At 64.8% G+C, this 22,214-nt stretch carries 21 protein-coding genes; 11 read left to right on the forward strand and 10 right to left on the reverse strand.

Annotation, left to right across the window (positions count from 1 at the left end):
• Nucleotides 1–20 precede the first annotated feature (20 nt).
• Nucleotides 21–1,769, forward strand: coding sequence for an N-acyl-D-amino-acid deacylase family protein (locus tag IE191_RS14900; protein WP_191325180.1), 1,749 nt, complete (start codon nt 21–23; stop codon nt 1,767–1,769).
• Nucleotides 1,770–1,924: 155 nt separating this feature from the next.
• Here the strand turns inward: IE191_RS14900 and IE191_RS14905 are convergent, their stop codons facing one another.
• Entirely contained in the window at nt 1,925–3,241 is a 1,317-nt protein-coding gene (locus IE191_RS14905) for an amidohydrolase family protein (protein ID WP_191325181.1), read from the reverse strand.
• A gap of 59 nt (nt 3,242–3,300) precedes the next feature.
• Nucleotides 3,301–3,441, reverse strand: coding sequence for a hypothetical protein (locus IE191_RS14910; RefSeq protein ID WP_191325182.1), 141 nt, complete (start codon nt 3,439–3,441; stop codon nt 3,301–3,303).
• Between the two features lie 159 nt (nt 3,442–3,600).
• On the opposite strand from IE191_RS14910, the gene IE191_RS14915 reads away from it, so the two are divergent.
• The 5 genes from IE191_RS14915 to IE191_RS14935 all read left to right on the forward strand — a co-directional run bounded on the left by IE191_RS14915 (nt 3,601) and on the right by IE191_RS14935 (nt 7,600).
• Complete coding sequence (locus IE191_RS14915; protein ID WP_229815431.1) at nt 3,601–4,581, forward strand: NADPH:quinone oxidoreductase family protein; 981 nt, start codon at nt 3,601–3,603, stop codon at nt 4,579–4,581.
• A gap of 5 nt (nt 4,582–4,586) precedes the next feature.
• On the forward strand, nt 4,587–4,745 hold the full coding sequence (locus tag IE191_RS14920) for a hypothetical protein (protein ID WP_191325183.1): 159 nt from the start codon (nt 4,587–4,589) through the stop codon (nt 4,743–4,745).
• On the forward strand, nt 4,745–5,680 hold the full coding sequence (locus IE191_RS14925) for an NAD(P)H-dependent flavin oxidoreductase (protein WP_191325184.1): 936 nt from the start codon (nt 4,745–4,747) through the stop codon (nt 5,678–5,680). The genes IE191_RS14920 and IE191_RS14925 overlap by 1 nt, the downstream gene beginning before the upstream one ends.
• 74 nt (nt 5,681–5,754) lie before the next feature.
• Nucleotides 5,755–6,492 carry an enoyl-CoA hydratase/isomerase family protein gene (locus tag IE191_RS14930; RefSeq protein WP_191325185.1) on the forward strand — a complete coding sequence of 246 codons (738 nt, stop codon included), beginning with the start codon at nt 5,755–5,757 and terminating at the stop codon, nt 6,490–6,492.
• A gap of 196 nt (nt 6,493–6,688) precedes the next feature.
• On the forward strand, nt 6,689–7,600 hold the full coding sequence (locus tag IE191_RS14935) for a DUF2889 domain-containing protein (RefSeq protein ID WP_191325186.1): 912 nt from the start codon (nt 6,689–6,691) through the stop codon (nt 7,598–7,600).
• Between the two features lie 110 nt (nt 7,601–7,710).
• Here the strand turns inward: IE191_RS14935 and IE191_RS14940 are convergent, their stop codons facing one another.
• Nucleotides 7,711–10,158 carry a TonB-dependent receptor gene (locus IE191_RS14940; protein ID WP_191325187.1) on the reverse strand — a complete coding sequence of 816 codons (2,448 nt, stop codon included), beginning with the start codon at nt 10,156–10,158 and terminating at the stop codon, nt 7,711–7,713.
• Nucleotides 10,159–10,492: 334 nt separating this feature from the next.
• On the opposite strand from IE191_RS14940, the gene IE191_RS14945 reads away from it, so the two are divergent.
• From IE191_RS14945 to IE191_RS14965, 5 genes are all read left to right on the forward strand, one after another.
• Nucleotides 10,493–10,984: a flavin reductase gene (locus IE191_RS14945; protein WP_191325188.1), complete on the forward strand. Its 492-nt coding sequence runs from the start codon at nt 10,493–10,495 to the stop codon at nt 10,982–10,984.
• Between the two features lie 147 nt (nt 10,985–11,131).
• Entirely contained in the window at nt 11,132–11,944 is an 813-nt protein-coding gene (locus IE191_RS14950; RefSeq protein WP_191325189.1) for an SRPBCC family protein, read from the forward strand.
• Entirely contained in the window at nt 11,941–12,807 is an 867-nt protein-coding gene (locus IE191_RS14955) for an FAD binding domain-containing protein (protein WP_191325190.1), read from the forward strand. The genes IE191_RS14950 and IE191_RS14955 overlap by 4 nt, the downstream gene beginning before the upstream one ends.
• Complete coding sequence (locus IE191_RS14960; protein ID WP_191325191.1) at nt 12,804–13,277, forward strand: (2Fe-2S)-binding protein; 474 nt, start codon at nt 12,804–12,806, stop codon at nt 13,275–13,277. Before IE191_RS14955 ends, IE191_RS14960 begins: the two co-directional genes overlap by 4 nt.
• On the forward strand, nt 13,274–15,589 hold the full coding sequence (locus IE191_RS14965) for a xanthine dehydrogenase family protein molybdopterin-binding subunit (RefSeq protein WP_191325192.1): 2,316 nt from the start codon (nt 13,274–13,276) through the stop codon (nt 15,587–15,589). Before IE191_RS14960 ends, IE191_RS14965 begins: the two co-directional genes overlap by 4 nt.
• Before the next feature lie 343 nt (nt 15,590–15,932).
• Here the strand turns inward: IE191_RS14965 and IE191_RS14970 are convergent, their stop codons facing one another.
• The 7 genes from IE191_RS14970 to bufA2 form a co-directional block, all read right to left on the reverse strand.
• Nucleotides 15,933–16,151, reverse strand: a complete 219-nt coding sequence (locus IE191_RS14970; RefSeq protein WP_191325193.1) for a helix-turn-helix transcriptional regulator — start codon at nt 16,149–16,151, stop codon at nt 15,933–15,935.
• Nucleotides 16,148–17,089, reverse strand: coding sequence for a DUF2254 domain-containing protein (locus IE191_RS14975; protein ID WP_191325194.1), 942 nt, complete (start codon nt 17,087–17,089; stop codon nt 16,148–16,150). The genes IE191_RS14970 and IE191_RS14975 overlap by 4 nt, the downstream gene beginning before the upstream one ends.
• The gene (locus IE191_RS14980; RefSeq protein ID WP_191325195.1) at nt 17,086–18,363 is read right to left on the reverse strand and encodes a cation:proton antiporter; all 1,278 of its coding nucleotides are present in this window, start codon (nt 18,361–18,363) and stop codon (nt 17,086–17,088) included. Before IE191_RS14980 ends, IE191_RS14975 begins: the two co-directional genes overlap by 4 nt.
• A complete protein-coding gene (locus tag IE191_RS14985; protein WP_191325196.1) occupies nt 18,360–19,928 on the reverse strand; it encodes a DUF389 domain-containing protein in 1,569 nt (522 codons plus the stop codon). The genes IE191_RS14980 and IE191_RS14985 overlap by 4 nt, the downstream gene beginning before the upstream one ends.
• A 364-nt stretch (nt 19,929–20,292) precedes the next feature.
• The gene (locus IE191_RS14990; RefSeq protein WP_191325197.1) at nt 20,293–21,045 is read right to left on the reverse strand and encodes an HvfC/BufC N-terminal domain-containing protein; all 753 of its coding nucleotides are present in this window, start codon (nt 21,043–21,045) and stop codon (nt 20,293–20,295) included.
• On the reverse strand, nt 21,042–21,869 hold the full coding sequence (gene bufB, locus IE191_RS14995) for an MNIO family bufferin maturase (RefSeq protein WP_191325198.1): 828 nt from the start codon (nt 21,867–21,869) through the stop codon (nt 21,042–21,044). Before bufB ends, IE191_RS14990 begins: the two co-directional genes overlap by 4 nt.
• Nucleotides 21,870–21,946: 77 nt before the next feature.
• Nucleotides 21,947–22,213 (reverse strand): BufA2 family periplasmic bufferin-type metallophore, encoded by a 267-nt coding sequence (gene bufA2 / locus IE191_RS15000; RefSeq protein ID WP_191325199.1) that lies wholly within the window; start codon nt 22,211–22,213, stop codon nt 21,947–21,949.
• Nucleotide 22,214 lies beyond the last annotated feature (1 nt).

Genomic DNA, 22,214 nt, shown 5'->3' on the forward strand with positions numbered 1-22,214 from the left:
GAGTTCACATGGAGGAAGCTATGGACACCTATGACCTGGTCATCCGCGGCGGCACAATCGTCGACGGGACGGGTGCTGCCGCCTATGTAGGGGACATCGCGGTGCGCGGGGGCATGATTGCCGCAATGGGTGCCATCGACGGCACCGCCGAACGCGAGATCGATGCAACCGGCCTCACCGTGACCCCGGGATTCATCGATCTGCACACCCATTATGACGGGCAGGCGATCTGGTCGTCGCGCCTCAATCCCTCGTCCTCGCACGGGGTGACCACCGTGGTGATGGGCAATTGCGGCGTCGGCTTCGCCCCGTGCCGCCCGGAGGACCGCCCGCTGCTGTGCATCACCATGGAAGGCGTGGAAGACATTCCCGGCGTGGTGATGAAGGAAGGGCTGACCTGGGAATGGGAGACCTTCCCGGAATATCTCGACGCCGTGGAAGCGCGCGCGCGCGACATCGACGTCGGTGTGCTCGTACCGCACTCGGCGGTACGCGTCTATGCGATGGGCAAGCGCGGCGCGGACCGCGCGCCCGCCGACGAGAATGACCTCAAGGCGATGCACGACCTGATCAGCGAAGCCGTGCGCGCCGGTGCGCTGGGCTTCGGCTCGACGCGCACGGCGTTCGATCGCCGCGCCGATGGCGAGCATGTGCCGAGCTTCGACGTCGGTTCGGAAGAGCTGGCCAACGCCGCGCGCGCGGTGCGCGACGGCGGCGGCGGCGTTCTCCAGATACTTCCCGATCTCGGAACGTTCGGCTCCTCCGCCGAGAAGTGCTTCTCGCTGATGAAGATCATGAGCGAGGCGTCGGGTCTGCCGGTGACCTACACGATGTCGCAGATCAACGAGCATCCGGACCATTGGCGCAAGCTGCTGCACCTGACGCAGGCGCACAACAAGGCCGGCGGCGGCCTCGTCCATCCACAGTTTTTCCCGCGCCCGGTGGGCATGCTGGCCGGGCTCGAACTGACCAGCAACCCCTTCGTCTATTGCGCATCCTATCAGGCGATCGCCCATTTGCCGCTCGCCGAGCGGGTCGCCGAAATGAGGCGCCCCGAGGTCCGGGCGCGGATCGTCTCCGAACAGCCGGGCAATGCGCTGCTGCCGATGACGGCGATGACGCGCCAGTGGAAGAACATGTACCGGCTGGGCGACCCGCCCTGCTACGAGCCGGATCCCGCCGACAGCGTCGCCGCGATGGCCGAACGCGAGGGCCGCATCCCCGAAGAGATCGCCTACGACCTGCTGCTGGAACAGGATGGCCGTGCGCTGCTGCTGGTCGCGATCGCCAACTACGCGCAGGGCAGCCTCAGCTACCAACTGGAGATGATGCGCGATCCGCATTGCGTGATCGGGCTGGGCGACGGCGGCGCCCATTACGGCCTGATTTGCGACTCCAGCTATCCCACCTACGTCCTCACGCACTGGGCCCGCGACCGGCAGGGCGATCGGCTGACGCTGGAGGAGGCAGTCAAGGCGATGACGTCGACTCCGGCGGGCGTGATGGGGCTCGGCGACCGGGGCATCCTAGCTCCCGGCTACAAGGCGGACATCAACGTCTTCGATCACGCCGGAATGGCCCTCTATGCCCCGCGCATCGTCGACGATCTACCCGCCGGCGGCCGACGCTTGGACCAGGCCGCGAGCGGCTATCGGTGGACGATCGTTTCCGGCGAGATCATCCTGAAGGACGATCAGCCGACCGGCGAATTTCCGGGCCGGCTGGTGCGAGGTCGCCAGCCCGCCCCCGTGGTTCGCGAGATCGCCTGATCGGTCGCGCCCGGCTGGCGACGCTTCTCCGGCCGGGCCCGCGCCTTCCCGGGCGCGCATCCGCCCCGCCGCCAAACATCTGCAACGCGCAAACAAAGGGGGAGCCTTCGTGGTTCGAAGGCGCCCCCTTTCGATGCGTTGCGTGCGACGCGTGGTTATGCCGAGGCGAACATCTGCATGATTTCGCCCGAGGTCACGCGCCGCCGCGCCGTGCCCACCAGGTCCATGCTGTCGGTCTTGAGCCCGCCCAGATTGGCCCGAGGCGACACGTCCACGTCCTTGCCCAGTTCACGCAGGTGGCGAACCGTGCATTGGTCACGCCCGCCCAGCACGGCAAAGGGATCGTAATTATATTCGCGCATCACGTTGAGGTGCGTGACCTTGTCGATCACCTCGGGCGCGAGATGGTTTACCGACGCCCAGAGATATTCCGGGCAGTTCGGCCACAGCGTATCCGAGTGGGGATAATCGACCTCGTAGCAGACCAGATCAGGGTTCATGTAATCGAGATTCTTCAACCCGAACTGATCATCGACGAAGCAGGTGATGATCTGCCGCTTGAAGATGTCGGACGGGCGAAGACCATCGAAGTTGCAGAACGTCCATTCGCGATGATGCTCATAGGTATAATCGGCACGCTCGAGCAGATACGGGATCCAGCCGATGCCACCTTCCGAAAGCGCCATGCGCAGATCTGGGTAGCGGCGCATGAAGTCGGCGAACAGCCAGTCGGCCGCCGCGTTCGAGATCGAGATCGGCATGGTGGTGATCCACGCATCGATCGGCGACTCGCTCGAGGCATGCTCGGCCGCTCCGCCGGTGCCGATATGGCAGTTGATGACCATCTTGTGATCGACACAGGCCTTCCAGAACGGCTCCCAATATTCGTTGTGGATGCTGGGCAGGCCGACGCGCGCCGGATTGTCGGGGAACGTCACGGCATGCACGCCATGCGCCGCCCAGCGCTTCATTTCCGCGAGGATAGCGTCCATGTCCCACAGCGGCAGCATGATCATCGGAATGAAACGGCCGGGGCCTTCGGCGCACCAGTCCAGAACATGCCAGTCGTTCCAGGCGCGTACCGCGCGCAGCGCCTTTTCGCCGTCTCCCTTCTGCGCGGCCTTGATGAACTGGTTGCCAGCAAAGGAGGGAAAGGTCGGGAAGTTGAGCGAACCGCAAATGCCATTGGCATTCATGTCGGCAATGCGCGCCTTGGCGTCGTAGCAGCCCGGCCGCATCTGATTGAATCGGTCCGGCTCCATGCCGTATTCGGAACGCGGACGCCCCACCACGGCGTTCAGGCCGATCGTAGGGAAGATCGTGTCGTTCCAGAACCACACGTCCTTGCCGTTGCGCTCCACCACGCGGGGCGCCTCGTCCTTGTAGATGCCGGTGAAGTGCTTGAAAAACGCATCGGTCGGTTCGACCGCATGATCGTCCACGCTGACGATCACCATATCTTCCATTTTCATGGCCCGCCTCTCCTTGCCGCCAGTCGCCACTGCCGATCTTCAAATTTCTTGACACACCGTCAATAACGCATGCTACGGCGCGATACAAGCTGCGGCAGGCCAATTTTGACGATATTGTCAAATAAGAACAGCCTCGCTAGAATGCGGTCTGCGACAGGCGGAACAGCCGGGCGCAAAGGAAGGAGGATCTCGAAAAACATGGCGACGCTCCTCCTGCTCCCGCGCTGCGCGCCGAGGGTCATGCAGCGCACGACCAGCAATACGCCGTCGCATGTGACCGCCCTTCCCAATGCGTGCTCCGCAGCGGTCACCGGCAGCGCGTGATGTCGGCGCACCCGCCTGCCACGATGCGCCGCGTGATGGCCACGCAACTGGGTCCGCCCGATCATTATGTGCTGGTGGAACAGCCGATCGCTCCCCTCGCCCCTGACGAAGTGCTGCTTCGGATCCGTGCGGTCAGCCTCGGCCATGCCGACATTTTGGTCTCAGCCGGACGCTACCAGGTAACGCCTGCGCTCCCGTTCGTACCCGGCTCGGAAGGCAGTGGCACGGTGGTTGCTGTCGGCACCGCAGTGATGGGCTTCGCGCCGGGTACCTCGGTCACCGTCACGCGCCCCAGCGGGGTGCTCGCCGATCATGTCGTGGCAAAGCCGGACGAGCTCGCCCCCATGCCGGAAGGAATGAGCTTCGCCGAAGCGGCGGCGTACCGGTCGAACTATGCCACCGCCTTGCATGCACTGCAGGACAGGGGCGCGTTGCGGCCCGGCGAGACGCTGCTGGTGCTGGGGTCCGCGGGCGGCGTGGGCATCGCCGCAGTGCAGATCGGCAAGCGGCTCGGCGCCCGCGTCATCGCGGGCGCGTCGACCGAACAAAAGCGCCGCTTCGCCTGCGAACAGGGTGCCGATCTCGCCCTCGACTACAGCATCCCCGATTGGCGCGGCGCCCTGAAGGCGATGACCGGCGGGCGCGGCATCGACTTGGTTTTCGATCCGGTGGGAGGCCCGTTGTTCGAACCGGCCTTCCGCAGCCTCGCCTGGGGAGGGCGACATCTGGTCGTCGGTTTCGTCGGCGGGCCGATCGCGCGCCTGCCGGCCAACCTCGCGCTGCTCAAGGGCGCGGCGCTGGTCGGCGTCGACATCCGCCAATTCGCCCTGAACGAGCCCGAGCGGCATCGTGCCAACCTTGCCTGCATCGACGCCTGGTGCACTGCGGGACTACGCCCGCCCCTGGGCCGGAGCTTCGACTTCACGGAATTCCGCGCAGCGATGGTTGCCGCATCGCACGGCACCTCACTGGGTAAAGTCGTCGTCGAGATCGACGCGATCGAACCGGGAGCGTGACGCCGATGGAAGCCTATCTGCGCGCAGCCTTGCGCTCGGGAGGCGTCCTGTCGCCCGAACCGGGCGAATGCGCGCTCCAGGTCGTCGCCTTTCGGGGTTTCCCCAAGGGCGCCGAGGTGGACACCCCGCTCGTCCGCATTGAGAAAGAGGGAACTGAAGACTGATGGCCATACCTGCCGTCCTCGCCGCCAACCTCCGGGTTCCTGTGGTCGCCGCCCCGATGCTGATCGCGTCCACGACAAAGCTGGCAATCGAAACCTGCCGTGCGGGGGCGATCGGCACCTTCCCGGCACTGAACGCCCGGACGATCGAAGAGTATGACCAATGGCTTTCGACGATGGCGGCGGCACTCGGCCCCGATGACGCAGCCTATGGCGTCAACCTGATCGTCGGCAAGATCAATACCCGGCTGGCCGACGACCTTGCCGTCACCATCCGCCACCGCGTGCCGCTCGTCATCACTTCGTTCGGCGCGGACAGCGAGGTGGTGAAGGCAGTGCACGGCTATGGCGGTCTGGTCTTTCACGATGCTGCGAGCGCGCGGCATGTCGAAATCGCCGCGGAGGCCGGCGTTGACGGCATCATTCTGCTCACCAGCGGCGCGGGCGGGCATACCGGCCTTCTCAACCCGTTCGCCTTCCTGGCCGATGCCCGCAGACGCTTCGATGGCACGCTGCTGCTGGCGGGCGCGCTGTCGACCGGCCGCGACGTGGCGGCGGCGATCGTGGCGGGCGCCGACATGGCCTATATGGGCACCCGCTTTCTCGCCACGCCCGAGGCCAATGTCGATGCCGAGCATCGCACGATGCTGGTCGCAGGCGGAGCGGGAGACGTTACGACCACCGCGGCGATGAGCGGCACGCCCGCCTCGTTCCTCAACGCATCGCTGCGGCAGCACGGCTTCGACCCGAAGACGCTTGATCTGCGCCATCCCAAGGTAACGGTTGCTCCAGACGGATCGCCGATCAAGCCTTGGAAGGAAATCTGGTCCGCCGGCCAGGGCATTGCCGGGATCGACGAAGTTCTGCCGGCCGATCGCCTGGTGGCGCGTCTGGCTGCGGAATACCGGGCGGCGCTGGACGGTGCGTCCGCCAAATGATCGCCGCGGCCGATGACCGCGGCTCTGCCGCTCGGCCCGCGCGGGCCGGAGTGGATTCGTGAAAGGCTTTTGACATGACGACGACGACCGAACTCACCCGGCACGGATCGGTGGCGATCCTGCGCCTCGACCGGCCCAAGGTGCTCAACGCGATCAACGAAGCGATGGTGGGCGAGATCGAAGCAGCGCTCGATCAGGTCGATGGCGATGTGGAAGCGCGCGCGCTGGTGATCGTCGGCACCGGGCGTTCCTTTTGCGTGGGGTCCGATCTCAAGGAAGGCGGCAACGATCCCGCCGGCAGGATCGCGCGGATGCACCAGCTGATGCTGCGGCTGGACGGCTTTCCGAAAGTCACTGTCGCAGCCTATAACGGGCTGGCGCTCGGCGGCGGCCTCGAGCTGGGCATGGCGTGTACCCTGCGCGTCGCGGCGACGGACGCGCGGCTCGGCCTGCCCGAAATCACCCACGCCCTGATGCCGGCCTATGGCGGCACGCAATTGCTGCCCCGGCTGGTCGGCTATGCGCGGGCAGCAGAACTGATGCTCTCCGGCGAGATGATCGATGCCGCCCAGGCCGAACGAATCGGCCTTGTCAACGCCGTTGCCGCGGATGCGCTGGCGGCAGCGGTGGCGCTCGCCGATCGCTGCTCGCGCGGCGGGATCACCGCTTCGGTCGAGATTCGCCGGGCATTGTCCGGCGGCTGGGGCCGTCCACTGGCAGAAGGTCTTGCGTGCGAAGCGCGCGGCGCCGAGCGCGTCGCCGCCAGCGACGAAGCCAGGGCCGGCATCGCTGCCTTCGCATCGAAACATTAGACATTGATCCAATGTGTCCTCCATGGCCTGACGTTACCGCCGTGCGTGGCCGATTCCGAAGGAGCGTGATGTCTTGCCGATTCTGAATGTCCCGAACGCTACCGGTCCCGCCCCCGCCACGTTCGCGCGCGCACCTTGGTCGATCCGGCGCACCACGACGATCGACACCTGCTGGCCGGAAGGAGGGGGCACGACGATGCACATGACCGGCCACGCCCGCGACCTGCTAACCCCCCCGCCAGGAATGGAGCCGCGCATCCTCGCCGAGGATCGCTTCACGGCGCGCCTCACCCCCCAACGCGAGATCATCGCGCTTGCCACCGCTCCGGAACGGCCAGCTGCGACAGCGCTGGCTGGAGCGCGTGCCGGCAGCCAGTTGCGATCGGCCATTGCCGCCACGCTGGGCGACGAGCTTGCCCGCGGCACGCCACTCTATCTGCTGCTCGACGATATCGCCGGTGCTAGCCTGGTAGCGAACTGGGGCGCGATGCAGTGGTTTCCGGATCGTGCGCTGAGCCCCGCCGAGCAGGCACAGATCGATGCGCGGCATGCGAGCATGGAAGGCGTGTGCATGGGCTTCAGCCCGGATTCGCCGGTAATGATCGGCGGCCCCGAAGGGCGGGCGCCGCATCATCACCGCGTCGCACCGCTGGACGCGACGCCAGATGCCCTGGCCTGGCACAGGCTTGCGGCGCAGCAAGGCCCGGCCGCGCGTCGCGCGCGGCGGATCGACGTCCGCTTTGACGAGGACCGGATCCTTGCCGACACGCATTTTCAGGACAGTTGCCCACTGCCAGATGGCGGCCGCCTCGCCGTCCACGAATATCTCCTGCGCGTGACGGTAGACCGAGAGACGCTGGTCATCGTCTCGGCGGTTGCCGATCCCCGGATTTTGCCGTTCAGCTATTGCCCCGCTGCGACGCTCAGTGTTGATCGACTGGTCGGCACCTCGGTTGCAAGCTTGCGGCAAACCGTGCTGGAACTGTTTGCACGCACCCAGGGCTGCACGCACCTCAACGACACCATGCGCTCGCTCGCCGAAGTGCCGCAACTTGCCGCCGCGCTCGAACAGGCCATGCAGGAACCCGCGACCGGTATCAGTGTCTGACCGGGAGACGGCAGCCTATACGAGCGCCGGCTCCGGCGAAACAGCGATGGCGCTTAATAGCTGAGGACGACCGGGACCCCGGTCGCCCTCAACTCATCTTCAACGCAAGGTCAGAACCGGACCGTAGCGGTCATGCCATAGGTGCGCGGTTCGCGGAGGATACCGCGACCGAAGCCGAGCGCAGGCAGCGTGAGGCTGCTGACATAATCTTTAAGGTTGGTAAGATTCTTACCCCAAAGAGTCAGGTCCAGCTTCCCATCCAGCACCGTAAGCGTCGCGTTCGCATTGATGACGACATGTTCCTTGTCGACGTTCGCAAAATTATATCCTGCGACGTCCGCCGCAGAGGTAACGGCGCCATTCTCGCTATCGTGATATACGCCTGAAGAGTCCTGATAAAATCCCTGCGGATAGTTGAACTGCGAGGATTGATATACCAGGTCGGTCTGCAGTGCGAGCTTACCGCTGCCGACATCTCCGTGCCAGCGCGGCGAAAGCGATGCCGTCCAGCGCGGGGTCAGCTGAAACGGCTCGTGGCTCCGATCGAAGTTGTTGAAATCGATGAACGAGGCGTATTTCGGCTTGGTATAAGCGGCCGTCGCGTTTACCTGGAATCCTCCTCCCAGCAGGGCGGTAACTTCCAGTTCTGCACCGTAGATATCTACGGCCCCTGCGTTGGAAGCGACGGTTACGATCGCGTTGTTCTGTGCCACCAAGGTGCTAATCTGCTTGTTCGTCGTATGCGTATAATAGGTAGCCAAGTTGATACGCAGCTTGCGATCGAAGAGTTCGCTCTTGATGCCGCCTTCATAGCTATAAACGATTTCTGGTGCGAACGGCAGCAAGGAGGCGGGCACGGCTGCGATACCGCGCAACGCGAAGCCGCCGCTGCGGAAACCCTTGGCGGTCTTTAAATAGGCAAGAACGTCACGGTTGATCTTGTAGTCGATGGAGGCAGTGTATGCGACGCCGTCGAAGGAACCGCTACGCGCGTTCGGACAGCCCTGTGCCGGGAATCCGCAGAGAAACGAAACGATGGCGGTGCTGTTAGGATCGACCAGATAGGTCCCGTTGCTCGAAACCAGCGAGCGCTTGTCACGCGACCAGCGAAGGCCGCCCGTCACCGATAGCTTGTCGTTCACGTGATAGGTGGATTGGCCATAAACGCCGACACTCTTGGTATCGATCTTGCCGAAATAGTCGGTAATCGCGCCCAGTCCGCCGGTCTGGAGCTTGCTGAGCTCCGGAAGCGTCGAAGACGGCGTGTCATCATTGCCGAACTCGTGGAACAGGAATCCACCAACAGCATAATCCAGCGCGCCGGCGAGGGCCTTGCCGGTTACCGTCAGTTCACCCGACCACTGCTCCATCGCCTGTCTGGCGGCAAAACCATATTTGTCGGCCGCCGCCCCGTACAGAATCCTTACGCTCGATGCGTCAGGATCGCTGTTAATAAGCTGCGAGTCGGTGCTGCGATATCCGCCGATCGCTTTGATTTCGCCAAAAGAGGTGCCGAGCGTGGCCGTTGCGGAGAAGGTCTTTGCGGTCAGGATCGCGCGGGGAATGGAGCTGAGCGAAGTCTGATACTGCGATGTCGCCAGCCCCACATCTTTTGCCAGGATTGCGTTACCACGTGCGAGGCATGCCGCTTGATTGGCCAGGCATCCGGCGGGGCCGAGCGCCTCTAGCCCCGCCTCGAACGACGGAAGACCATTGGGGCTGAAATAGGCAAGGCGACCCATATCCTGTAGCGTGTCGGTGTGATATTTCTCTCCAGACAACAGAAGTCGGAAGTTTTCCGTCGGATGTATCAGAACCTTTCCACGAATCGTATAGTCATTGACATTATTGAGCATCGTTCCCGTGTTTACTTCGCGAGCATAGCCGTCCCGACGGTTGCCGGAATAGGCGATGCGCGCCGCCAAGACATCGGTGACGATCGGAACGTTCAGGATGCCGGTCAGCGACTGCTGATTGAAGCGACCATAGGTGCCCGAAAGCGACCCGGAAAGCCCTTCTAACTCCGGATCCTTGGTATTGATCAGCATCGCGCCGCCGGTGGTGTTGCGGCCAAACAAAGTGCCCTGCGGCCCTTTCAGCGCCTGGAATCCGGCAACGTCGACCAGCGTGGCGGTAAGACCATAAGCACGCGCCCAATAGATGCCATCCACATAGGTACCAACCGAAGGATCGAGCGTGGCCAGCGTATCCTGCTGCACCTGGCCGCGCATCTGGATGATCACGGCAGCGGAACTGGTCTGGGAAGGGGCTATCTGCAAGCTCGGCGTAAGCGTAGCCACATCCGGAAAGGTCTGCGCATTCTGGCGCTTCAACTCATCGCCGCTATAGGCCGTGATCGCGATCGGCACATTCTGGATGTTTTCCGCGACCTTGCGCGCCGTGACCACGATTTCCTCGAGTTGTGCGGGCGAAGCACCGCCTTGGGCCGGCGTGGACTGCTGCGCTTGATGCACCTCCTGCCCCATCGCGGGTGACGCGGCCAAGGCCACGGCGAGCGCACCAAGTGTCGAATATCCCAACGCTTTCTTGCAATGCATATGGCCTCTCCATGTGTGATTATCGTTATATTACGCGCCTGCTTTGCGGCGTCGCTTTCCACTCATTTCGGAGGCAGCCTAAGCGTACTTGACACTATCGTCAATAATGCAACGCTTCGAAGGCCGAATTTGCCGCGCCGTAGCAGATATGCATCAACTTGCCGGTACCTTCACGCGCGTGCAGCAGGCAAACCGACGCGCGCCGGGCAGGGAGCGCAACGTGGCAGGCCGCAGGGGGTCGCTCTTCCACCATTATGCTCGTAATTGATATTATCGTCAATTATTGACAAGAGTGTCGAACTGCGCTGCTCTCATCGCCCCGACGGAGATGAAAATGCTGAATGCCCGTGAATTTCGCGCCGCCATGGCGAAGCTGCCGAGCGGGGTGTGCGTGATCACCACCAACGGCCCGGCCGGCCGCGGCGGCTTCACCGCATCGGCGGTCTGCAGCGTCACCGATTCGCCGCCTACCGTCCTCGTGTGCATGAACCGGCTTAGTGTGCAGCGCGAGACGTTTGCAAACAACGGCGTGCTCTGCGTGAACGTCCTGGCAGGGGATCAGGGCGACGTGTCTTTGGCTTTCTCTCAATCGGCACGGGAAGGCACTGCGAAACGATTCGAAACCGGCCTTTGGACGGAGGTCAACCACGGCCTTCCCGCCTTGCGGGGCGCGCTAGTGAGCCTCGCCTGCCGCGTCACCAATACCGTGGAAGTGGGGAGCCACAATGTGCTCTTTTCCGAAGTCGACGCCGTGATCGATTCGCCAGTAGAAAGCGGTCTAGTGTACTTCAAACGCGCATATTGCCACCCTGCGCCGATCGGATGAGCGCTGTGACGGCGTCTTTCCCCGAACGAACACGGTGACCGGAAAAGGCCCAAAGATCGGGCTGGAGGACTAACCCCGATAACGAGATCGTACGGCATACAATGCGGCGGCCGTTGGTGAGCAGGATGAGGATGGGAACCAAACACCATGAAAATGAACGGTGAGCAGCGGATTGCCGCACCGATCGAAGTCGTTTGGGCTGCACTGAACGACGCTGACGTGCTGCGCGCCTGCATTCCGGGCTGCCAGTCGCTCGAACCGGTGGACGAGGACGCATTCAAAGCCGCCGCTACCATCAAAGTCGGACCGATCAGCGCCCGTTTCGGAGGTATGGTCAAGCTGTTCGATCGCGTTCCTCCACACAGCTACCGCATCAGCGGGGAAGGCAGCGGCGGGGCTGCCGGCGCCGTGAAGGGCGCAGCAGACGTCCATCTGGTCGCAGACGGCGACGCCACCATACTCCAGTACGACGTGTCGGCGGATATCACCGGGCGACTGGCACAATTGGGTGGCAAGCTGATCGACATCACCGCCAAACAACTTGCCGGGACCTTCTTTGCCCGGTTTTCGCAAGAGGTGGTCGAGCGTCAGGCAGAGGCGCCCGCGACAACCGCGGTCCACATGGACGAGATGACGGCACACCGGCCAGAGATCCAGCCGGTGTCGAGCCCGGTAGCGATTCCGCAGGCGGGCACGACCGGCGCCGGCAGCACCTCGACGGGCATCTCCCTGCTATTGCTGCTCGCGGCCGCGATTGGCGGGTTCATCCTCGGCGAAACCGCCGGCGGCTGGGATGCCTCGGGCAATCTGGGAGGCGCAGCGGTGGGCTTGCTGGTGATCGTAGTTGCCGCCGCCGCCTTCCAGTTAGGCCAACGCGCACAGCGGCCGACGACCACCGTCAGCCTCGATGCCGACACGATCGCAAGGCTGGCCCGTGCAATGGAGAGGCAACACAAATGAAAGCGGCACCTTTCGACTATCTCGAGGCCGGTTCCGCCGATGAAGCAGTATGCCTGCTCGGCGAAGCGGGCTCGGACGCCGCCGTCCTGGCAGGGGGGCAGACGCTGATGCCGCTGCTGGCCCTGCGCATGACGTCCCCCACGGTCCTGATCGATATCAACCCGGCGGACGACATGGCCGGGATCACGCACACAGGACATGGCCTGCGCATCGGCGCGCGTACCCGACAGGCCGACGCCCTGCACGACCCGTTTGTGGCTCGCCACCTGCCGATCCTAGGCGAAGCACTAGGCCATGTCGGACATTACCAGACGCGCGCGCGCGGTACCGTCGGCGGCTCGATTGCGCTGGGCGAGCCGGCGGCCGAACAGCCGGCGGTGGCGGTGGCTCTGGGCGCCAGCATCGAACTCCGCTCGACGCGCGGCACCCGACAGGTGCCGGCGCGCGAATTCTACCTGGCCCCCTACGCGACCGCCCGGGCGGAGGACGAGGTGGTGATCGCCATCCACTTTCCGGCATGGCCAGCGGCTAGCCGCGCCGTTTTCCAAGAAGTGGCGCGCCGGCGCGGCGATTTCGCGTTGGTCGGGCTGGTAATGTTGCTGGATGTCCAGGATACAAGGGTGGAGCGCGCGGGGATTGCTTGGTTCGGCATGGGCCCCACCCCCGTTGCCGCCACTACCGCCGAACAGGCGCTAACCGGAGCCACGATTGCCGACATCGACCCGCGCGAGCTGGCGCAACTGGCGTTGGCCCAGGTTGAACCGCCCGAGGACCTCCATGCCTCCGCCCACTACCGGAGGACGGTCGCCGCGCGCATTTTCGAGCGCCGATTTCGCACTCTGACCGAAAAGGTCGCCGCATGAGCCTACATTTCGTCGAGTTCGAACTGAACGGGTGCCAGATCGACGGCATGGTGGAGGCGCGGCGCACCTTGCTCGACTTCCTGCGCTGCGATGTCGGCTGCACCGGTCCCCATGCTGGCTGCGAACACGGCGTCTGTGGAGCCTGCACCGTGCTGGTCGAAGGCCAGGCCGTTCGTTCCTGCCTGATGCTCGCGGTCCAGGCGAACGGCAAGACGGTGGAGACCGTCGAGGGACTGAGCGGAGGGCCGAAGGAACTGCATCCGATTCAGCAGCTGTTCCGCGAGGAGTTCGCGCTGCAATGCGGATTCTGTACACCGGGCTTCCTGATGACGCTGGTGGCGCTCGACCGGTCTGAGCCGCGCCCAAACGCGGCGGAAATGCGCGAAGCGCTGTCAGGCCATCTGTGCCGCTGCACCGGATATCAGGGAGTCTTGCGCGTAATTGACCGGCTTACGGAGGACCGCAAGTGAGCGAACATCCCATTGCCACCGGTGCCCGCTTCGTCGGCAAGAGGATCCAGCGCAAGGAAGACCGCCGGCTGCTGACCGGGCGGGGCACCTATATTGACGACGTGGTCGTGGCGGGGATGCTGCATGCAGCATTCGTTCGCAGCAATGTGGCGCGCGGCCAGATCCTGCGGCTGGATATAGCCCAGGCGCGCGCACTGCCCGGGGTGTTCGCGGTCTACATTGCGGCGGACCTCGACCAGCTGGGCTGCCAGCCCGGCAATCCGGTGTTCGACATGCCGGGCTGCCCTTCGCCCGACAATGGCTTGTTGGCGCGCACGGACGTCCGATTCGTCGGCGATCCGGTGGCGATCGTACTCGCCACGACGCGCGCGATCGCCGAGGACGCGGTAGCCTTGGTCGAGGTTGACTATCGCGCTGAGGCCCCCGTCATCGGCATCGCCGCAGCCCAGACGATGCCCCCGGTCCATCCACATCTGCCCGATAATCTGGTCAACGCCATGGACAGCGGCCGGGACGACGAGATCGACGCCATCTTCGCAAGCGCCGCGCATGTGGTGGAGGATACCATCCGCAATTGCCGGCAGGCGCATATGCCGATGGAGACGCGCGGCCTAGTCGCAGCGCCGGACGGAACCGGGGAATTGACCGTCCACGCAGCCTGCCAGAGTCCGCACCTGTCCGCGCTACACATTGCCACGGCCTTCAACATGAACCAGCATCAGGTGCGCGTCATCGGCAAGGACGTGGGTGGTGGGTTCGGCCTGAAGATGTCGCCGCAACGCGATGACATGGCGGTAATCGCCGCGGCCATCTTGGCGGGACGGCCGGTCAAGTGGATCGAGGATCGGCTCGAAAACCTGATCGCCGGCGGCCAGAGCCGCGAAGACCAGATGTCTGTTCGGCTGGCGTTCGATGCGGATCACCGGCTGCTCGCTGCCGATGTCGAGTACGACTGCGACTTCGGGGCCTATCCCTATGCCACGCAGTCCAGCGCCAGCCTGGTGACGCCGATGTTTCCCGGCCCCTACCGACTGCCTCGCTATCGCTGGAAGGCGAAGGGCTGGTACACGAATACCAGTGGTCTCGTACCATATCGCGGCCCATGGATGCTGGAAATGTTCGCACGGGAGGCCATGTTCGACGTGGCGGCCCGGGAAATGGGTGCGGATTCGATCGAACTCCGCCGCAAGAACATCATCGGTAAGCCCGATCAACCCTTTCAGACCGCGGCCGGGTTCGTCCTGGCCGACATCAGCCCGCGTGAGACGATGGAGCTGGCCGTCTCGGCGATCGACGTGCCTGCCTTCCGCCGCGATCAGGCGCACGCACGCGAACAGGGGCGCTATCTAGGGCTCGGGTTGGCCAACGGTATCGAACCGACGACGGTTTCGTTCGGCTATTTCGCATCGGACATGGCCCATGTGCGAATCGAGGCGAACGGCCGGGTGACGGCGATGACCACCACCTTTTCCCAGGGCCATGGCACGGTGACTTCGCTTGCACAGGTGATCGCGGAGCGACTGGGCGTGCCGTTCGAGGATGTGACCGTGGTCGAAGGCGACAGTTCGCAAATCGGGTTCGGTTCGGGTGCGGGCGGCAGCCGCCAAGCCGTGGCCGGGGGCGGCGCGGCGATCAAGGCGTCTGACCTGCTACGCGAGAAGATTCAGCGGATCGCCGCCCACGCCTACAACGCCAGCCCCGAGGCCGTACGCATCGAAAACGGCGTGATCACCATCGAGGGGGCACCGGAAGTTCGCTCGTCCGTGGCCGAGATTGCGCAGATCGCCTATGTCGCGCCCGACCGGCTGCCGCATGATATGGAAATGGGGCTGGAGAGTCAGTATCGCTACCGCCCACCGCCCATGGTGTTGGCCAATGCCACGCACGCCTGCATCTGCGAGGTCGACGTGGAGACCGGCAAGGTCTCGATTCTGCGCTGGGTGGCCGGAAGCGATTGCGGCGAGTTGATCAATCCGGCGATCGTCGAGGGGCAGATCGCGGGCGGGGTTGTCCAGGGCATCGGCGGGGTGCTGTTTGAGCACCTGCGCTACGACGAGGACGGGCAGCCACTGGCCGTTACGCTGAAGGACTATCTGCTTCCCACGGGGCTCGACGTTCCCCGCATCGAGTACCAGCACATGTGTACCCCTTCGTCGACCCCCGGGGGTTTCAAGGGGGTGGGCGAAGGCGGCGCGATGATTTCGCCGCCGACACTGGTCAATGCCATTGCCGATGCGCTGGCCCCATTCGGCAAGCGTTGGCTGAATATGCCGCTTTCGCCTGACCGCATCGTTTGCGCGCTGGAACAGTAATCGGGCGGGCGTAACGCGCCGGGCCGGAACTGATAGACCGGACTGGCCCTATTTGCCGGCTGGGATAGTAAAGCGGCCGACGGGCCAGGGCCTTTTTCAAAGGGCGCGGCGCGCGAGACCTCGGGCACCGGAGGCGATGCCCTTCTCCTCGCCGCCCGAGACACAGCTTCACCGCCAGAGCTTGCCGCCGGCGGGCGCACGCGGCTTCGAACCCACAGGTGCCTCCCCTCGTAAATCCGGTCGGGAAGACGCAGGTTTCCGGAAAAATGCCCCGTCGCGTGCCCCGGATTTTTTTGCCGGCACCAAGTCACTGTGACACCTAATCTTTTCCCAGTACCTTACGCTACCAGCGGCGCTTCTTGCCCTCGAAACCATCCTTAACCCGATCGATCCATTCGACCACCTCGCGCTGGCTCCAGCGGGCCGCGAAGGGCGATAATTTGTAGGGTGCAGGAAATCGCTGCTGCCGAATGAGGCGGTAGATCATCGTCTTGCCCAGGCACACGCGCCGCTTCACCTCGTCGATCCGCAATAGCCGGTCGACTTCCTCCGGCGGGGTCATTTCGCCCTCTCGCGTGAGCGCAGGTCTTGCAGCGCGCTGCGCCGGGCGCCGAGCGCGCAGGCATTACGCAAGGCAGCGGCGGCCTGTTCGGTGCAATTTTCCGCCGGCCATGCCGTCATCAGCACGCTGTGCTTGTGGACGAAGTCTCCCGGCTCGCCATGCAGGCGGACGATCATGTCGTGCGCATGCGCCACCTCGATGATGGAAGCCACGTCGATCAGTTGGATATAGCCGATGCCGTGGCAATGGATCGGTGCGCCCTGCTCCGGGTCGACATGGCGGGTATCGACCGGCGAGGTCTCGGGAGCAGGCGTGTCGCCAGAGCCAGGGGGCGCGGGCCGTTGATCGCTGGGTGGGAAGCGGGCCTCGATATCGGCAACCAACCGTGCGCCGATCTGTTCGATCACGCTGTTGATGTGGATGCGCATGGGCACATGGTGGATGAAGAAGATCAGCACCGCGATCGAGCAGAGCACCAAAACGAGTGCGATCAGCAGGGCGAGTTGCGGCACGAAGGCGACGGCCGAAGTGCCGCCCTCTCCCGCCGAGCGGATGGTGCGCAGCACGACCAGTGAATAGACGAAAGTGGCGATGAACGTGCCCAGCGTAACCTGGTTGCCGCGATCGGACATGAAGTTGCTGAGCAGGCGCGGCCCATACTGGCCCGATGCATAGACCACTGCCGCGATGGTGACCGAGAACGTCGTGCCCGCCACGCCGATCATCGAACCGCCAATCGCCGACAGCAGGCTGCGCGCACCATCGGGCCGCGCCGCATCGAGCCCGGGCAATCCGGTTGTCCATGCGGTCGAGCCGGCGTGGCTGTCGATCGTGACCGTGGTCAGCGCCAGCAGCAGCGCGGCCAAGGCCATGATCGTTGGCACGAACCAATAGCTTTCGCGCAAGGTGTCTGACAGCCGCAGCAGGCGTGCCTTCATGCTGCCGCTCCTTCATCCCTCGCAGTAATGCGCTGCAGCACGCCCTTGATCGTGCCGCCCTGACCGATCACCGAGAACAGCACGACCAGGTAGGTGGCAGCCAGGATGACCGGGCGCGCAGGGCCTTCGGGCAGCCCCAGCGCCAGGGCAATCGAAATGCCGCCGCGCAGCCCGCCCCAGATCAGGGTGACCGGCGCGACCAATCCATAGCGATGCCCCGGCCGGATCGCGCACAACGGCAGCAGCACGGAAATCGAGCGCGCCGCGAGCGCCAGCGGGATGGCGGCAAGGCCCAGGACAACGAGGCGCAGATCACCCGGAATGGTCACCACTTCCAGACCGATCAGCAGGAACAGGACAGTGTTGAGGATGTCGTCGATGAGGTCCCAGAACTTGTGCAGGTAGTCGCGCGTGGTGTCGCTCATCGCATGAGCAACGCCGGCATTGCCGATGATCAGCCCGGCAACCGCCATGGCCACCGGGCCACTGGCATGCAGCGGCCGGGCGATGGCATAGCCACCCATCACCACGGCGAGGCTGATCAGCACTTCCACCTTGTAATCGTCGATCGAGCGCATGAGCCGGAACGCCATCCAGCCGATCACCAGCCCAAGGACAACGCCGCCTCCCGCTTCGGCGGCAAACAGGCTGGCGGCATGCCCCATGGAAAAGGGCTCACCCGATAGCGCGGAGACCAGCAGGATCGTGAAGATGACGACACCCACGCCATCGTTGAACAGGCTCTCACCCGCAACCGTTGCTTCGAGCGTGGGCGAAACGTTGGCACGCTTGAGCACGCCCATGACCGAGACCGGATCGGTCGGGCTGATCAACGCCCCAAAGACAAAGCACCAGATCGCTGGCAGCTGGAAGCCCACGGCGCGGGCGAGCAAGAGAAACCCGCCCCCGATCAGCACTGTCGACAGCGCAACGCCAATGGTGCTGAGCACGATGATCGGCCAGCGACCGCGCCGCATCTCGTGCCAATCGACATGGAGCGCACCGGCAAACAGCAGGAACGAGAGCATGCCATCCATCAGCGTGGTGTGAAAATCGATGCCGGCGATGAAGCCGACGATATCGCGGGCAAAGGCGGCCCCGGGCACGACCCGCGCAATGCCGACCACGAGCAGCGAGGCGATCGCCCCCATGACCGTCAACCCGATCGAGGCAGGCAATTTGAGGAAGCGGTAGTTGCAATAGCCGAGCCCGGCAGCCAGCACGATGAGGATGGCGGCAGCATCAAATGGCGTCAGCGCGACCCCGGCGATCATTGCCCACCCCCGGTCGACAAGTGGAACCGCTGCCCCCCGCCGCCGGGCGCCGGAACCGCGGTGATGCCCTGGGTTGCCAGTGTCGCGGCAATGGCCAGGGCGCGCCGCTGCGCCAGGCTGGGCCGCGGTGGCGGCGTCCCGGCGGGCAGGCCCGGCACGCCAAGCGCGGGAACGTTCCATCGCCGGGCAGCCCAGGCCGATGCTAGTACGGCATCGCGCGCTGCGGGGTCCAGCGTGTCGGCAGTGCCGGCGAACGCGATCTCGGGCAGTGGCCCTTGCGGCGGGACGATGGCGACGCTCCAGCCATCGGTTTGCGCAGCGGCCCGCGCTTCAAGCACCCGGTAGGTGTCAACGCTGGCCCCCGGCAGCGGCACCGCCGCCGCCGTGGCGCGATGATGGTCACGATCGATCGTCACGTCATCGGCCGAAACCCCGGTGATCAGCGCGATCATGCGCGCGATCGCGGCCAGGCGCTGGGTTTCCAGATCGGGCTGGTCACCCGCTTGCCGCAATTCCTCGCGCTGGGCCTCGATCGCCCCAGCGCCGGGTTCGAGCAGGATCTGATCGATATTGAGGCGAACCGGGCGTCCCAGTTCCTGTTCGATCGCCTTTTGCAGCAACACGGTCTTCTGGGTCTTGCCGCGCGGCGTGATCACCACGGCGCGGATGACGTTGGGCGTGCGATCGAATGCCACGTCAAGCTGCGTCACGCGCGAGGCGCTGCCAAAGCGCTGGTTCAACAGCGAGCGTACGTCAGAAACGATCAGCGCCTCGCGTGCGATGCGGTTGAGCGCCAAGCCAAGCGGCACGGCCATGATCACGAACACCAGCAGCAGCAGGATGGTCTGCGTCCAGGTCTGGCGGCTGGAAAGCTGGTGCCCGAACCCATAATAGCAGGCCATGACGGTGGCCGAGAGCGCGATCGTGATGAAATTGGTGACGAACAGCGCCAGCGCGCCGCCCAGCACCGGCAGGTTCCACGTCGCCACGCCATAGCCCACCACGGCAAGCGGCGGCATCAGCGCCGTGGCAATGGCGACGCCGACAATGGTTTCCCCCCTCCCGCGAATGATGGCAAAGCTGCCGGCAAGCGCGGCAAACAGGGCCACGCCCAGGTCAAACAGATTGGGGCGCGTGCGGGCAACGATTTCGGCGGTGGGAGCCTGGAGGGGCGAGACCGTGACGATCAACGCCGTGAACGCCACCGCGGCAACGGCGCCGACCGCCAGGGCCAGCAGCGATCGCCGCATTTCGGCAAAATCGAACAGCGCCAGGCTGAAGCCGAACCCCAGGATCGGGCTCATCAGCGGCGAAATCAGCATGGCACCGATAACCACGGCGGGCGAAGAGAGCAGCAACCCCAGCATGGCGATGCCCGCTGACATCATCGTCATGAAGGCATAGCGCGGCGACCAGCAGCTTTCCGCGAAAATACGCGCCACGACGGCCTGGTGATCCACTGGCCCCACCACCCGGCGACGCCACCAGCGGTAGAGAGCAAGGCGGCTCAACCTTGCGTTCACGCGCCTGCCTGCGCCCAGCCCCCGCTCTGTCAATGCTTCCATGCGTACTCCGCTGTGTGGCCAAAGGCCTGTGGCCCCGCCCATCCGGCCGGAATGGCTGCCACAACCACGTCAACGCCAAGCCACGATGGTTGATCCGGCGCCATGACACGGCGGCGACAGCACCGGCCCGCATCATCCATTTTGGGCCGGGCGGCAGGGCGCCGGGCGTATCGCGGCAGGCGCGCCGCAGGGACAATGCGAATGCGAAACAAGCGGGAACATCCGGACGCGGCTGTAGGCCCGCTCGCGGCCCGACCAGCGCAAAAGCCTGCCCGCGCCAGCCTTGGCAAACGAGCACCCACCCCTTGTATTGCATCGGTGGGCGCGTGGCGCAATGGCCGGCCGGCGCATGCTGGGTGACGCCTCAGGTCATGGCATCCCGGCGCAGCAGACCATCGCCAGCCCATTGTGCCAGCCAGAGGCCGGCAGTCCTGATACCGTCCGCTTCGCCTTTGGCACGTACCAGCGCACGGCAGACATCGGCAAACTTCATGCCGGCGAACAGGCGTGGCGCCAACGCCTCCTCCAAGGGATCAAGGGTGCGAAAGCAGGCGGTTTCGGCATGTCGCCAGACCAGCACGGTGGCCGCATGCGGGATGCATTGCGCCGGCGGCACCGTGCGCCCGGAAGCCAGCGCCGACCAGATCGCCTGCGCGTTCGTGCGAAGGGTCAGCAATCGCGCCGTGGGCACCCATGTGAGCCGGGCACTATCCCAATCGACAAGCCCAAGCGCCGTACCATCCAGCGCATCGGCATCAGGGCCGACAAAGGCATCGGCCAGCGCCATTTCCAGCATGGCCAACTCGGCCACTTCGGGATCATCGGGCCATTGTGCTGCCAGGCTGTGCGGAAACTGGGCGGCGTAATGATCCAGCGACCAGCTATCGGGCGGGCAATCATCGATGCAGTGGGCCGCGCTGGCCTGGAAGTCTTCATGCCCCAGCCACTGCACCGTCTGCGGAAAGCTTTCGTGCAGGCAAGCCATCAACGCCGCGCGATAATTGTTCTGATAGACCAACAATCCGGCTTGCGCCGCCGGGGTGAAGCGGGCCGCAGCGCGGTCAGAGCCGGTCATCAGCCAATCGCCGAATTCAGCCTGGAGCATGGCCAGCGTCATGCCGCGACCCCGTGCCGGGCCAGGGCCCGCGCCTGGTCGAGTTCGTCCAGCAGCTCGGCCAGCGGGGGGATATTGTCATCACGCTCGATCATCACTGCAACCGGGCCAAGGCGAGCGATGACCTCGGCAAACAGCGTCCAGACGGACGGCGGCACCGGCTGATCATGCGTGTCGATCAAAAAGGTCTCGCCCCGGCTGTGCCCGGCAAGGTGGATCTGCCGCACCCGGTCCAGCGGCAACCCGGCCAGGTAGGCGAGCGGGTCGAAGCCATGATTGATCGCCGAAACGTGGATGTTGTTGAGATCGAGTAGCAAGCCGCAGCCGGTCCTTGCGCAGACCTGTTCGAGGAATTCCCACTCGGTCATGTCGGACTGGGCAAAGGCCAGGTAGCTCGATGGATTTTCGAGCAGCATCGGTCGGCCCAGGCGCTCCTGGGCGTGGGCCAGGTTGGCGCAGACGATATCGAGCGCTTCGGTGGTATACGGCAGCGGCAAGAGATCGTGGGCATTGAACCTGGGTGCGCGCGACCAGCTCAGGTGATCGGACACGAACAGCGGTTCGATTTCGTCCACCAGGCGGCGCAGACGCCCCAGGTAATCCGCATCCAGCCCATGCGCCGATCCGACGGACAGCGAAACGCCGTGCAGCGCGACCGGATAGCGCGCACGCACCTGGTTCAGGATGCGCCGTGGCCGTCCGCCCGGAATCATGAAATTCTCGGAAATCACCTCGACAAAGTCCACCGGCACGGCGGTTTCGAGAAAGTCGGCGTAATGCGGTTTGCGCAGGCCGAGGCCGAAACCGGAAAAGCGGGGGTGAGGCACGATCGCTCTCCTCTTGCCCGGCGCCGCCGCCCGGAGGTGGGGCGGCGACGCGCAGGCCAGGTTTACCGGGGCAGCCTTTACTTGGGTTCGATGAGGCTGCCGCCAGCGGCCTTGCAGGCCTTGACCGACAGGGCCTTGAAGCCCTGGCCCTTGCACTCGTTCTGGCCCTTGCAATCGTGATTGCCCGACTTGCAGTCAGACGTGCCCTTGCAGCTGTTGACGCCGTAACAGTGGACCACGGCGTTGCCGCTCGCCGCCATGGCCGGAGAGGCAACAGCCGCGGCCGACACGGCAACGATGGCGGCGGTGGCAGCAAGGCTCAGGCCCGAATTGAGAGTGTTCATC

Origin of the sequence: Novosphingobium pokkalii, assembly GCF_014652855.1 — a bacterium.
Lineage (GTDB): Bacteria > Pseudomonadota > Alphaproteobacteria > Sphingomonadales > Sphingomonadaceae > Novosphingobium > Novosphingobium pokkalii.

Excerpts from the sequence above, each read along its gene's own strand:
- IE191_RS14940 (WP_191325187.1), bottom strand. The coding sequence starts at position 10,158 with ATGCATTGCAAGAAAGCGTTGGGATATTCGACACTTGGTGCGCTCGCC.
- IE191_RS14975 (WP_191325194.1), bottom strand. The coding sequence starts at position 17,089 with ATGAAGGCACGCCTGCTGCGGCTGTCAGACACCTTGCGCGAAAGCTAT.
- IE191_RS14950 (WP_191325189.1), top strand. The coding sequence starts at position 11,132 with ATGAAAATGAACGGTGAGCAGCGGATTGCCGCACCGATCGAAGTCGTT.
- IE191_RS14930 (WP_191325185.1), top strand. The coding sequence starts at position 5,755 with ATGACGACGACGACCGAACTCACCCGGCACGGATCGGTGGCGATCCTG.
- IE191_RS14915 (WP_229815431.1), top strand. The coding sequence starts at position 3,601 with ATGGCCACGCAACTGGGTCCGCCCGATCATTATGTGCTGGTGGAACAG.
- IE191_RS14935 (WP_191325186.1), top strand. The coding sequence starts at position 6,689 with ATGCACATGACCGGCCACGCCCGCGACCTGCTAACCCCCCCGCCAGGA.
- IE191_RS14960 (WP_191325191.1), top strand. The coding sequence starts at position 12,804 with ATGAGCCTACATTTCGTCGAGTTCGAACTGAACGGGTGCCAGATCGAC.
- bufA2 (WP_191325199.1), bottom strand. The coding sequence starts at position 22,213 with ATGAACACTCTCAATTCGGGCCTGAGCCTTGCTGCCACCGCCGCCATC.
- IE191_RS14925 (WP_191325184.1), top strand. The coding sequence starts at position 4,745 with ATGGCCATACCTGCCGTCCTCGCCGCCAACCTCCGGGTTCCTGTGGTC.
- IE191_RS14990 (WP_191325197.1), bottom strand. The coding sequence starts at position 21,045 with ATGACGCTGGCCATGCTCCAGGCTGAATTCGGCGATTGGCTGATGACC.
- IE191_RS14985 (WP_191325196.1), bottom strand. The coding sequence starts at position 19,928 with ATGGAAGCATTGACAGAGCGGGGGCTGGGCGCAGGCAGGCGCGTGAAC.
- IE191_RS14945 (WP_191325188.1), top strand. The coding sequence starts at position 10,493 with ATGCTGAATGCCCGTGAATTTCGCGCCGCCATGGCGAAGCTGCCGAGC.
- IE191_RS14910 (WP_191325182.1), bottom strand. The coding sequence starts at position 3,441 with ATGTTTTTCGAGATCCTCCTTCCTTTGCGCCCGGCTGTTCCGCCTGTC.
- IE191_RS14980 (WP_191325195.1), bottom strand. The coding sequence starts at position 18,363 with ATGATCGCCGGGGTCGCGCTGACGCCATTTGATGCTGCCGCCATCCTC.
- IE191_RS14955 (WP_191325190.1), top strand. The coding sequence starts at position 11,941 with ATGAAAGCGGCACCTTTCGACTATCTCGAGGCCGGTTCCGCCGATGAA.
- IE191_RS14905 (WP_191325181.1), bottom strand. The coding sequence starts at position 3,241 with ATGAAAATGGAAGATATGGTGATCGTCAGCGTGGACGATCATGCGGTC.
- IE191_RS14970 (WP_191325193.1), bottom strand. The coding sequence starts at position 16,151 with ATGACCCCGCCGGAGGAAGTCGACCGGCTATTGCGGATCGACGAGGTG.
- IE191_RS14900 (WP_191325180.1), top strand. The coding sequence starts at position 21 with ATGGACACCTATGACCTGGTCATCCGCGGCGGCACAATCGTCGACGGG.
- IE191_RS14920 (WP_191325183.1), top strand. The coding sequence starts at position 4,587 with ATGGAAGCCTATCTGCGCGCAGCCTTGCGCTCGGGAGGCGTCCTGTCG.